Genomic DNA, 12466 nt, shown 5'->3' with positions numbered 1-12466 from the left:
TCATCCAAGACTAGCACAAAGATATGAGCATACAAGTTGCGTGAATAATCATAATGACAGCCTTTGACAATTACCCTGCTCACGCGTTAATCGCAGGCGTTGTTCAGCATGCAAAGAATAGGAAATACCCAATGTTTAACTGGAAGACTATCGATACAGTTCTACTCGACATGGACGGCACTCTATTGGATTTGCACTTCGACAACCATTTTTGGCTGAGTTTAGTGCCGCAGGAATTAAGCAGGCAACGGGGTCTGAGCGAGGACGAAGCGCAGCAGTTAGTCGTAAATGCCTATGAAAAAGTCGTCGGCACACTCGATTGGTACTGTCTCGATTATTGGCAGGAGCAGCTACAACTCGACATTATGGGTTTGCATCGCACTTTGGTGGATCGCATTCAGCTACGTCAAGACAGCATGCCATTTTTAGCGGCCTTGGCCTCTGCAGGTAAACAGCGCATTCTGGTGACCAATGCCCACCCTAAGAGTCTTGCCTTAAAGCTTGAACATACCGAGCTGGCCGCAGGGCTCGATGCAATGATCTCCAGCCACGAGACGGGTTACCCTAAGGAACACCCACAATTCTGGCTCACCTTGTTTGAAAAGTTTCAACTTGAGCCGAGTCGCTGTCTCTTTATCGACGACAGCGAACCCATACTCAAGGCCGCTAAACTTGCCGGCGTAGGCCATCAGTTGGGGATTGCTAACCCAGACAGTAAAAAGCCAGTCAAAGTCTTTCAAGATTTCCCCGCGATTACCGACTATCACTCGCTACTCAAGGATCTAACACGATAAAAAGACAATAAAAAAGGCACCTAAGGTGCCTTCGTTTTCATTCATAGTGCAGATCTATCATCGCGCGCTGAAACAGCGCTATAGCCCAGGAATACGACCCTGATATACCACAGGGAAATAACCGTCGCTGCCGCGTTTACCTAGCATACCCAGTGACTTACGCATATCTTCTGGTTGCTCAGCCGTTTCTTTAATCTTAGCAGCTACTTTGACCATATTGCCTTCGTCTAACTGCAAAGTGCCGACGATACCGAGCTGGTTTTTGGCTTCATCTGTGGCTAATTGCGCTTTGCCATCAACGCAACTCAGGCCGAGTTCGATATTGCCTAGTGGATAATTGCCAAACTGGTTTTTAACGTTGGTTTGATTCAAAAACAGCTTACCAGACAACTGCTCGCACCAAGGTTTACCTTGCTCTAACGTCTCGACTAATAGGCTAACTTCACCGGATATTTCGGTTTTAAAGGGCAGTTTTGCATTGCCGAGTAAAAAGCTATCTGGCGCTTCGAAACGTAAACCCTGCGCACTTAAGCCGCCCATGGACCAAGAGACTAATCCCTTAGCGCTGACAGGTGTGGCGCGGCTGCCCACTTGAAAATCAACTTTCACTTTACCTAACAACAAGGCCCAAGGACTGAGATCCCAACGCACTTGTTCTAACTGGCGTTGCGGCATACTTAAGGTTTCTATGTTGCCAGACCAAATACTGCCGCTCACACCCGAAACACTGATATTTGCAGGTAATGGCGCTAACGCTATCGCAATCTTAGCGGGAAATAGAACGACTAAAAATACTAAATAAATCAGTACGCCTATGATGACTTTTTTTATCAAACTCACAGCTACACCTTAATTTATTGCGACAGTTGGATACGTCTAACTTTGACATAGCCAGGGGCATCGGCCTCTGCCAAATCAACACTTTCGAGTGATAGTCCTTTTTTCTGCACTAACTCACTCAAATAACCCAACAAGGCATCAAAAGGAACATCATCCATCCACACTTGGATCTTATCGCCTTGGGGCTGCATACGAGTAATCACTAACCCATAATTGCCCGCAGTTTGGTTAACCACTGAACTTAAACTACCCGACATAGTCGGCTTAGCGCCGTTTTGCTTCAAACCCGAAATTTTATTCGCCGTTTGTTTTACATAGTTCAACGTCTGTTGCTGTGCAGTGAGGTTACGTAATGCATCGGCTTCGGCAGTGGCGATTGGCGTCCAAACACCCCAATAAAAAATACCAATGACTAAGAATACCGAACAAAAACCGACTAACTGCTGCTCGCGCGATGCGAGCCCTTGCCACCAAGTCCGCAAATTATCCATCTTATTTGCTCCTCAAGGTTAAGGTACTGGTGACTTGATCTTCACCGCTATTCATAGTGCCGCCATCGAGTTGGAAACGACGACCAACGATCTCTTTAAACTTCTCGATTTGCGCGTAGTTTTTCGCACTCACTTGCATGCGGATCTCGTTACGTGCGCTTTCGAATCTTAAGCTATTAGGTTTAAGTTCAGGCACTTGCTTAAAGGCATCCTGCAAACCATCGAGCATGGCAAAAAACTCGGCGCCACTGCCCTGTCCCTGCAATGCGCGTAATTGACTTTCCATCTGCGAACGCAGGTTAACAATGCGCGAATTCCCCGGCACCACTTGCTGATAAATGGATTCGCTCTGAGCTTTAAGATCGGCAATCTGACCATTGACTTGATGTATGGTCAGCCCTTTATTCACTAAGGCCAGCACACAAGCGATGGCGATAACGATGGCAGCGCTCTTCCACATCATCAACTGTTTGCTGTATTCACGCTTAGGCGTGTAAACGCCGCCCAGTAAGTTAACTGGCGCATGCAAAATACCGCGGGCTAACACTAACATAGGTAGCTCAAGTGACTGCGGCTTAAGCTCAACACCTTCGAGTTGCATATCGGTATAACTGGCGACAGACACTTCGCCCTGTGCGGGCCTAAGTTGCTCCAGCGCAATCGGTAACCAAGGCAAAGGTAAACTCTGGCCTGTGGCTAATCCGGTACGCAGTAATAGTTCATTACCAAAATTCATTGCCGCCCATTGGCACTCTTGCAATGGTAAGGCTAAGCAATCGGGTACGATGCGTTTCACTTTTAAACCCGCTTCGGTCAAACAACTCAGCCAAGTCTGCATTTGCTCATGGGCCACGGCGACCACGCTTAAGGCATCGCCATCACGCGGGCCGACGGTAAAATGCATGGCATCCACGTCCTCGGCTAAAGCTTCTTCGAGCATAAAGGGCAAGGCTTTCAAGGCTTGGCGTTGGCCTTTTTCGGGTAAATGCACGCTAGTGAGTGTCATTGCCGCGGCGGGCACTAACACATCGACGGGACGGTTACCCGCACGCTCAGTTAAGGTCGACAAACCTTGGGCATTGGCGAGCTCGCCAGAGGCGATAATTTCCTGTTCTTGCTCAGACCAAACGAGCCATGAGCATGCTTGCTCTGCTGTTCTGCCCAAGCGAATAAATAGCCGTTCACTCACAGTTTTTCTCCACCAGTCCCAGTCAAGAAAGCGTGACTGAGCTCGTTGCTATTATTTTTGTCCACCAACATCAAACCCTGCCGGGTGAGCGCTGCCATTATTTTTGGCCACCAAACTGACGGGTGAGCACTTCCATTTTGTTGCCGCCGCCCTTTTTGAGCACGCTTTCCATTCTAAATACGGCGTTATCGACTTTCGCCCCCGAGGCCAACAGAAAATATTGGCTACCGATGACAAAACTCGACTTCATGGCACCTTCCCACTTGATCGAGCCCATAGATGAGCTTTCATAAAAATCTTCGATTTTGTCAAAACCATCGCCGGGGCGTTGGTTGATAATGCTTTCTGCTTCGCCGACCGAAATCTGATTATCGAGCATGCCAGCTAACAGCGCCGCTTGCTCAACTTCCACAGTATTGACGTTAAGCAATTGCCTGTCATTGCCTGGGATCACACAAACATAGGGCAAGAGTTTCAAATAGATATCTTGGGTGTATCCCATCACAGCGCGCAACTCACTGCGATGATTCATCAGCGTATTGGCCGCACGGTAAGGCACATTTCGCGATTCATATTCGGCATCTTCGGCGCCGTAGGGGCTGGCCGTGGTGTCATCGTCGATATAATCTTTTAAGGTCTGAGTCAGACGGTCCGCACTAAAGTCGTCCATCCCTAAGCTCACCAACAAAGCCTTATATTGCTTCGCCGCCAACGGCAGCTTAGGTTGACCGTTTTCCACCTCTTTCGTGGTAACCGACAAGGCGTTTAAATTAAAACAGGCGCGCATATCAGTGATCTTACCCGCGATTTCACCGTATTCCGCTGGAAACACTACATCGGCCATGGCCCAATATTGCTGCCTGTGGACTCGACCTTCAGAGTCATCTAAATCTTGTTTTAAAATCTTCTTCGCCAGTTCTTCGGCGGAAATCGCATACCAATAAGCTTGATCGTACTGAGCCAAGTTTAAGGTTCGGCGCATGGACAACTGATTACGGCCAGTGATATTTGTCGCGATGATCACCACCATAGCCACTATCAAGAGCACAACGATCAGTGCAACGCCGCGCTGTTTAGACCGAGATTGGGTTCTCATTCGCGGCCCTCTGCATCAGGATCACCGTCTCCGGTATCGCCAGAATCTGGGTCACCGGAACCATTGCCCGTATCACTGCCATCGTCGTTTTTATCTTTATTAGCATCGTCCGGATTTTCGTCTTTATTATCATCATCCTTAGACTTTTCAGGTGCTGCAGCACCTAGCGGTAACAAGAACTTACGTTGGATCTTGCCTAAGCCTTCAATCTCAATTTCCATGGCGATCGCTTTAGGCAACTTAGTCGCCTCGACTTTGCGCTCCCATTTGTCATCCATAAAGAAGGAATATTCCACCGACAACACTTTATCTATGACCACTGTCTTAATCGGCTCGGCGCCAAATTCAGGCTCAGGATAAGGAAAATACCAACGCTCCAGTCGCCCTTCGTGCACCACATACGCCACCGACTGCAAGCTGCCCCGCGGTAATAAACCGTCGGGATTTAACCAACCTAAACGGTAAAACACTAAGGCTTCTGATTCCGAGTCTAAGATATCATTGCCCGTTTGGAAGACGGTCGAACCTCGACCCCCTTCGAGTAATCTGGGTGTACGCGCCACCATTTGGGCGAGATCACGCTCAATCGCACCAAAGCCTTGCTGCAGGGCTTTAAGCCGAGTAGAGAAAGTGCGCGTCACTTCATCGTTGGTCAGCACAGTGCTGAGCACGGCATTAGAAGCCAAACCTATCATGGCGAAAATCGCGATAGCGATCAGCATTTCTAGTAGGGTAAATCCCCGCTGCGCACTAGTCAGTTTTAAGGACATAACTGCTCACTTGTGCTGCAATACGCTGATATCGTTCGTCTTCACTCACGCTTATGCGGATCATACGAAAATTATCGTCCGTGGTTTTCACCACTTCTTTACGCCAATACCAATCCTTTCCTGCGAGTTCAACTTGGCCTTCTTTTTTACCGATTTCAGGAAACTGCGGCTCGAGTCTGGCATCGACCATCTGATTATCGGCCACCCACTGTGCCAAAGTGCGCGATTCCAGAATCGGCATGTTGGCCATCTGCTCGCCCAAACTTTTAGTGATCGACACGGCCGCAATCGAAAACACGGCAAGGGCCACAATCACTTCGAGTAACGTCATGCCCTTAACGCGTTTCATCGGGGCGCCCTATGGTTAATCTGCCCAGCGCATCGCCGACCACTAACGCTTCGGCCTGCTGACCTTTGTCAGTTTTGGCGATAAACGTCAGCTCAAAAGCGCTCATCTCGCCGCTCGGGAATAGCATGACCTGTGGCTCAGGATGTTTCTTCTTGTCATCGGCAGAGGGCTCAATTAGTGGTTCTTCAAACCAAGAATCGTCTTCTTCATCGTCTTGTACCAAGGGCAAACCATCGAGCACTAAGTTCATCACGACACCCGGCTCCATCTGCTTTTCAGACAAGAGCCTGTCTTTATCCAAAGGATCCCACTTACCGTCTTTATAAAAAACAAACTGATAACTGGTTTTCTCAATCACAATACCAATAAATTGGCCACTCAAAACGGTCTCATCGAGCACCATTTCAGTGGCAGCGATAAACTGCCGCGCCGTTCTATCTAGGGCCTGTTGTGGGCCCGAATTGCCGATAGACATAGTCACGGCCGCGGCCGTGAGTCCCATCAACAAGATCACTAGCATCACCTCCATTAAGGTGAAACCAGCGTGGCGCAGCTTTAACATCTTATTGGAAATTCTGTAAATTCCAGTTACCGATGTCATCTTCGGTACCTGGTTGACCATCTGGGCCTGCAGTGAATATATCTAGCTTGCCGTTTTCGCCAGGGCTTAACAGCAAGTACTTATTGCGCCATGGATCTTCTGGCAGACGTTTTACATAACCATCTTCACGGTAGTTACGTGGCTCAGGCGAAATCGTTGGCTTTTGCACTAAGGCTTCTAAACCTTGTTCGGTCGTCGGGTAGATGCCGTTATCTAACTTGTACATGTCTAAGGCATTTTCGAGCGCGACTATGTCAGATACCGCTTTTTGTTGGTCAGCTTTATCTTTGTTACCCATTAAGTTAGGCACCACCATAGAGGCTAAAATCCCTAAAATAACGATAACTACCATCACTTCGAGTAAGGTAAAACCTTGATGTTTCTTGTTCATTTGCATCGACTACTTCTCCTAAAAAATCCTATGCCAATCGACTTGGTCATAATCCATAAATTCAAAAAATTAACCGCTAATCAAGTTATTCAAGGCTAAGATTGGCTGCAGAATCGCCATCACGATAAACAGCACCACACACGCCATACTCACCACCAGCATAGGTTCAAATACCCCTAACGCTATATTGACGTTGCCCTCGAATTCCCTGTCTTGGTTATCGGCGGCGCGTTCTAACATTTGCTCAAGCTGGCCACTCTTTTCGCCCGAGGCAATCATGTATAACATCATTGCCGGAAACAACTTAGTATTAGTCAATGCCGCACCTAAGCTAGTTCCTTCACGCACCCGCGCAGTCGCATCATCCACTGCGGCCCGTACTCGCACATTCTGCAATACTTCACTGGCGATACGCATACCGTCAAGCAAAGGCACAGAGCTTGCGGATAAGATACTTAAGGTCCGTGCAAAACGTGCCGTATTCAAGCCCTTACTCACGCGGCCAACAACTGGCATGCTCAATAAAAAATTGTCGTAATTCATTCGAAACGCAGGCGACTTTAACATGCGCCGAAAGAGCGCGAACAGCATCACTATGGCAATGACCACAAACACACCGTAGTTTTGCACAAAGTCAGAGGCCGAAATCAAGAAGCGGGTCGAAGCGGGTAACTCGGCGCCCATGTGTTCAAACTGCCCAACGACTTTCGGCACCACCGCAGCCAGCAGGATGGAAATCACCCCAATCGCCACTGTGGTCAATACCGCAGGATAAATCATGGCTTGGGTCAGCTTAGATTTAAGCTGTTGGCGTCGCTCGGTATAATCTGCCAGACGATTGAGCACCACTTCTAAGTGACCGGACTTTTCACCCGAGGCCACCATGGCACGGTATAAATCATCGAAAATATGCGGAAATTCGGCCAAGGAATCGGCCAGACTGTAACCTTCAACCACCCGCGAACGTACCGCCATAATCATACTTGCAAGGCGATCTTTTTCGCATTGCTGACCAACGGCCTTGAGGGATTCTTCAATCGGTAAACCCGCGGCCACTAAGGTCGCGATTTGACGGGTGATCAAGGCTAATTCAGCGACCGAGATACCCCGTTTGAAAAACGCAAAGCTGCTGCTTTTGGCTTTGGCTTCTTTTTCAGAAACAGGCAGAATTTCTAAGGGCATCATGCGCTGATCGCGCAACTGGCTGCGGGCGTGTCTGGCGGTATCCGCCTCGATTACGCCCTTAAGCTGCTTTCCCTTGGCATCCAGTGCCTTATATTCAAATGCTGGCATAAATTACTCCTCGCGAGTCACACGTAGCACTTCTTCGAGAGTGGTGATGCCCGCGAGCACTTTGCTCATGCCATCGTGACGAATGCTCGGCACAAACTGACGGATATACTTTTCGATAGCTAACTCACCGCGGCCGCCATGGATCAATTCGCGGACATTGTCATCAACCAGCAATAATTCATGAATACCGGTTCGACCACGGTAGCCATTGTTACCACAGGACTTACAACCATTGGCGCGGAAGATACGTCTGTCGTCATCGGCCGCTATGCCCAGTAACTCACGCTCACGTGCATCGGGCACATGCTCAATTTTACATTTGGGACAAAGGGTACGGATCAAACGTTGCGCCAACACACCGAGCAAACTCGATGATACAAGGAATGGCTCAACGCCCATGTCTTGCAAACGCGTAATTGCGCCAGAGGCCGTGTTGGTATGCAGGGTTGAAATCACCATGTGACCAGTCAGTGATGCTTGCACCGCAATTTGCGCGGTTTCGAGGTCACGGATTTCACCTATCATCACCACATCGGGATCTTGACGCAAAATTGCGCGCAGACCTCGAGCGAAAGTCATGTCAGCCTTAATGTTAACTTGGGTTTGACCGATACCGTCTAGCTCATATTCGATTGGGTCTTCGACAGTAAGTATGTTGGTGTCTTTTGAGTTGATCTCAGTCAGACCCGCATACAAGGTGGTACTTTTACCCGAACCCGTTGGGCCAGTCACCAGAATAATACCGTGGGGGCGACGGATAAGATCTTCAAACTTAACGCGAATACTGTCGGTCATCCCCAATTGCTCTAAATCGAGGTTGCCAGTATTTTTATCCAGCAGACGCAGCACGACGCGCTCACCATGGCTCGATGGCATGGTCGATACCCGCACATCTACCGCACGACCAGCAATACGCAGGGAAATACGGCCATCTTGTGGTACACGTTTTTCGGCGATATCGAGGCGCGCCATCACCTTAATCCGCGACACTAACAGCGACGACAGCTTACGGTTTGGCTTAAGCACTTCCTTGAGCACACCATCGATACGGAAACGCACTATGAGCTGTTTCTCGTAGGTTTCGATGTGGATATCCGAGGCTTCTTCTTTAATCGCTTCAGATAACAAGGCATTAATCAGTTTGATGATAGGCGCGTCATCATCACCTTCGAGCAAGTCTTCGGTCTGCGGCAGTTCTTCGGCAAGGGTGAATAAATCCATCTCGTTGCCGATATCTTCCATCAACTGCTGCGCTTCAGACGAGTTCGCCTGATACGCTTGAGTGAGTTTGGCCTCAAACTTCGCGACTTCGAGCTTAACCAAAGGCAAATCAACACCCGAATAGCGCCGTGCTTCGAGCATGGCCGTTAACGGTGTTTTGCTGGTATAAAACAAGCTCAAGTCGCCCGTTTCACCCGGCGCGAGCACCACATCGTGGCGATGGGCGAAGGCAAAGGGTAAGCGCTCTTTACTGCTCGAACGAAACACCTCATCACCTTCAGCTTCCAGACCTAGCTCATTGGAGACTTGGCTGAGGTCATCGACTTGGGATAATTGTATTTCACTCATTGGTTTTATCTTTATTCTTGTTTTCTTCCAGTGACTTTAAAGTCGGATCTGTTTTACGCATCTGAGTATCTAGGCCTTTGCCCTCTTTGTAACGCTCTAAAATCGCGTTAACTTCTGGCGGCAAATACTCTGATTGATTCCATTCTTCCAACACAGGCACTTTTGTATTTGGCATTAAGTTAACGCCACGCTCTTGCTGCTCAAGTTGTAATGCTCTGAAATAGTTATATTTACGCCCAGCAATCCCTTCCATTGTGATGCCATCACGGATAATGGTTGGTTTGATGAAGATCATCAGGTTTTTCTTGGTCTTTTTGCTCGAAGAAGATTTAAATAAGTGGCCAATGATGGGGATATCACCCAAGAACGGTACTTTTTGTATGCTTTCTTGCACTTCTTCGTTGATCAAGCCACCCAGAACCACGATTTGCCCTGAGTCAGCCATAACAGTGGTGGTCAAACGGCGAGTCGCAAAGGAAATATCTACCCCTGTGTTACCGTTAACCCCTGACACTTCCTGCTCAATCGTCAGCTTAACCGCATTACCTTCGTTGATCTGCGGCACCACTTTCAGCTTAACCCCAACCTCTTTACGTTCAACGGTTTGGAATGGGTTACTGTTGCTCGAACTGGCGGTAGAGCCCGTCAGAATAGGCACTTCATCACCGACGATGAAAGACGCTTCTTGGTTATCTAAGGTGGTAATCGACGGTGTCGCCAGTACGTTTGAGTTAGTGTCACTCGACACGGCTTGAATTAAGGCACCAAAGTCGCCCATGGCCACGCCCCAAGCCATACCGTTCACTTTGCCTAAAGCTTGGGCGAGCAAGGTAACATCACCTTGTTTATCTGGATTTCGCTTACAATTGTCTAAATTAGTGCCAGAACAAACAAGATCCCCCTCGATAGGCTGTGCAGCCCAAACACCCGCACCAATCTCACCGATAGTTGGGCCTAAGTTATTAAACTGAGTGCCGAGCCCTCCTTTAGACGCCCATTGCACCCCAAAACCAACGTTATCGCCTTCAGCCACTTCGACAATAATGGCTTCGACTAACACTTGAGCACGGCGAATATCGAGCTGATTAATCACGCTCTCGATAGTGCGCATCTGATCGGGCTCGGCGCTGATCACTAAGGCATTGGTTTCTGTATGCGCCATGATATTGATTTCATTACGGCGTTTACCACCTGCAGCTTGAGCGCTTGGGTCTTTATCACCCTCCAATTTTTGGGCAAACCCTGTCAGCACTTCAACTAAATCTTCGGCCTTGGCATAACGTAAGTAACGCACCTTAGTGTTGCCGGTGCTGGCTTGCTCGGCATCGAGACGATGAATAAGCTCGACCACACGTTGGCGACTCTTTTCATCACCGCTAACAACCACAGCGTTGATGCGTTCGTCGGCAACCACTTTTGGCGCTTGGCCTGGCAATTGAGCTTGGTTAGCCGTGGCACGGTAAAGGGTATCGATAATTCGTACCATTTCCCCCGCAGAAGCGTATTCGAGCGGCACGACTTGTACTGAAGTATCGCCCTGCTTATCTACGCGGCGGACAATTTCAACCAACTTATTCACCACGGCAGCACGGCCAGACAACATCAAGACGTTGGAGGGATCGTAGTTCACTACGTTACCGCCACCCGCGTTATCATTTAATTGGCGTAACAAGGGCGCTAATTGTTTGGCCTCAGTGTTATATAAGGCCACGATGCGGGTGACCATTTCATCGCCCATGCCGGGTTCGTTATCATTTGCCACTCGGATGGCTGCGGTTTTGGCGTCTTTGTCTTTGATGACTTTGATGACGTTATTTTCCATCTCGACGATGGCATAACCGTAGACTTGTAAGACGTTGAGGAAGAACTGGTAATACTGTTCATCGTTCAGCAGATCATAACTGCGAACGTTGATTTTTCCGCGGATGGTTGGGTCGACTATGATGGTCTTATTCAGGTTTTTACCAACGATATTGATAAACTCTTGAATATCTGTGCCCTTAAAGTTGGCCGCATATTGTTCAGACCAAGCGAATTGGGAGGAGAACATGGCTGCACCCGCAACAACCCCAGCAATCAGCTTGCGTCGAATCCTTTTGTTATTCATTCTTTTTCTTTCCTCTAACGCGTGTTATTGCGGCAAACTAAACATGATTTCAACCAATTGTCCTTCCCGCTCAACCATAATGGACACTTCGGTTAACTCGGGTAATTGGCTCATCATTTCTAACGCCTGACTCATTACGGTCAAGTCGTATCCATTAATCGATTTGGCTAAATCATTGGCTTTAAAACCCGCCTGCTTAAACAAATTGGCGTCTTTCCCTGGATTCAAACGATAACCCGCCACAGAATCACCTTGTCTCACGGGTGAAATGGCAATGTAATCGGTGATCTTGCTCGGGTCGGCTAACAATTCGGTGCGGGATTCGGCGAGTTCTTGGGAAATATCGGCATTGTTACGTTGATCAACACGGCTCACTGCCGAGCCAGCCTTATTACTCTTAGCTTGTTGTAACTGCTGATTGGCTGGGCTTTGGCTGGTATAGACTAAGCCATCGAGCATTAAGGTCTCGTAACGGCCAGCGTTAGTGATAATGATACGGTCGGCATAGACTTCTTTGAGTGATGCAGATGTGCCCTTGATCTTATCGCCTAAACTGTAGGTTTCTTGGCTGCCGTTGGACTCAATAATCGCTAAGCCTTTTTGGTCGGCCGTCGATGCGACAACCCCAGTCAGCTGAATTGAAAGTGTAGTCTTAGGTGCGTCGGTCACAGTCTCAACGACTTCGACTTTAGGTTTATCAGATGTCGCATCCGCCTTACCAAAGAGTCCAAGCTGCTGCAGACCTGCGAGATCAACCTGACCGGCACTTTTGCCATTCACGCTTACGGGCGTTGGGGACCAAGCACTGGCAGATGAGTGAGTAGGCACTAGTTTCCATGTAATTTGCGCAGCTAACAACATGATCACAATAAAGCCCAACCAGAAGACAATCCGGCTTAGGAGTTTATGGGGCATGCCAATGGCTTTTGCGATAACTTTATCTAATAAATCCATATTTTATGTGGACCCTCGATAC

The 12466-nt window shown here is 48.5% G+C and carries 13 protein-coding genes; 1 reads left to right on the top strand and 12 read right to left on the bottom strand.

The window, feature by feature from the left end:
• Positions 1 to 131 precede the first annotated feature (131 nt).
• Entirely contained in the window at positions 132 to 794 is a 663-nt protein-coding gene (yrfG, locus tag Q4Q50_RS11980) for a GMP/IMP nucleotidase (RefSeq protein ID WP_311899477.1), read from the top strand.
• Positions 795 to 872: 78 nt separating this feature from the next.
• Here the strand turns inward: yrfG and Q4Q50_RS11975 are convergent, their stop codons facing one another.
• The 12 genes from Q4Q50_RS11975 to gspC all read right to left on the bottom strand — a co-directional run bounded on the left by Q4Q50_RS11975 (position 873) and on the right by gspC (position 12444).
• A complete protein-coding gene (locus Q4Q50_RS11975; RefSeq protein WP_006084937.1) occupies positions 873 to 1634 on the bottom strand; it encodes a type II secretion system protein N in 762 nt (253 codons plus the stop codon).
• 14 nt (positions 1635 to 1648) lie between these two features.
• Positions 1649 to 2125 (bottom strand): type II secretion system protein M, encoded by a 477-nt coding sequence (locus Q4Q50_RS11970; protein WP_311899476.1) that lies wholly within the window; start codon positions 2123 to 2125, stop codon positions 1649 to 1651.
• Position 2126: 1 nt separating this feature from the next.
• A complete protein-coding gene (gspL, locus tag Q4Q50_RS11965; protein ID WP_261271939.1) occupies positions 2127 to 3314 on the bottom strand; it encodes a type II secretion system protein GspL in 1188 nt (395 codons plus the stop codon).
• Between the two features lie 97 nt (positions 3315 to 3411).
• On the bottom strand, positions 3412 to 4410 hold the full coding sequence (gene gspK / locus Q4Q50_RS11960) for a type II secretion system minor pseudopilin GspK (protein ID WP_311899474.1): 999 nt from the start codon (positions 4408 to 4410) through the stop codon (positions 3412 to 3414).
• Positions 4407 to 5180, bottom strand: coding sequence for a type II secretion system minor pseudopilin GspJ (gene gspJ / locus Q4Q50_RS11955; RefSeq protein ID WP_311899472.1), 774 nt, complete (start codon positions 5178 to 5180; stop codon positions 4407 to 4409). The genes gspK and gspJ overlap by 4 nt, the downstream gene beginning before the upstream one ends.
• On the bottom strand, positions 5161 to 5529 hold the full coding sequence (gspI, locus tag Q4Q50_RS11950; protein ID WP_011982092.1) for a type II secretion system minor pseudopilin GspI: 369 nt from the start codon (positions 5527 to 5529) through the stop codon (positions 5161 to 5163). Before gspI ends, gspJ begins: the two co-directional genes overlap by 20 nt.
• Positions 5516 to 6091 (bottom strand): type II secretion system minor pseudopilin GspH, encoded by a 576-nt coding sequence (gene gspH / locus Q4Q50_RS11945; protein ID WP_259513025.1) that lies wholly within the window; start codon positions 6089 to 6091, stop codon positions 5516 to 5518. Before gspH ends, gspI begins: the two co-directional genes overlap by 14 nt.
• A 1-nt stretch (position 6092) precedes the next feature.
• A complete protein-coding gene (gspG, locus tag Q4Q50_RS11940; RefSeq protein WP_006083645.1) occupies positions 6093 to 6527 on the bottom strand; it encodes a type II secretion system major pseudopilin GspG in 435 nt (144 codons plus the stop codon).
• Between the two features lie 63 nt (positions 6528 to 6590).
• On the bottom strand, positions 6591 to 7814 hold the full coding sequence (gspF, locus tag Q4Q50_RS11935) for a type II secretion system inner membrane protein GspF (protein WP_311890574.1): 1224 nt from the start codon (positions 7812 to 7814) through the stop codon (positions 6591 to 6593).
• A 3-nt stretch (positions 7815 to 7817) separates the two neighbouring features.
• Positions 7818 to 9383, bottom strand: a complete 1566-nt coding sequence (gene gspE / locus Q4Q50_RS11930) for a type II secretion system ATPase GspE (RefSeq protein WP_311890573.1) — start codon at positions 9381 to 9383, stop codon at positions 7818 to 7820.
• Entirely contained in the window at positions 9376 to 11490 is a 2115-nt protein-coding gene (gene gspD / locus Q4Q50_RS11925) for a type II secretion system secretin GspD (RefSeq protein WP_311899470.1), read from the bottom strand. Before gspD ends, gspE begins: the two co-directional genes overlap by 8 nt.
• Positions 11491 to 11514: 24 nt before the next feature.
• On the bottom strand, positions 11515 to 12444 hold the full coding sequence (gspC, locus tag Q4Q50_RS11920; protein WP_311899468.1) for a type II secretion system protein GspC: 930 nt from the start codon (positions 12442 to 12444) through the stop codon (positions 11515 to 11517).
• Positions 12445 to 12466 lie beyond the last annotated feature (22 nt).

It is taken from the genome of Shewanella scandinavica, assembly GCF_031932065.1.
GTDB lineage: Bacteria > Pseudomonadota > Gammaproteobacteria > Enterobacterales > Shewanellaceae > Shewanella > Shewanella baltica.
This window is presented reverse-complemented; position numbering and strand designations above follow the sequence as displayed.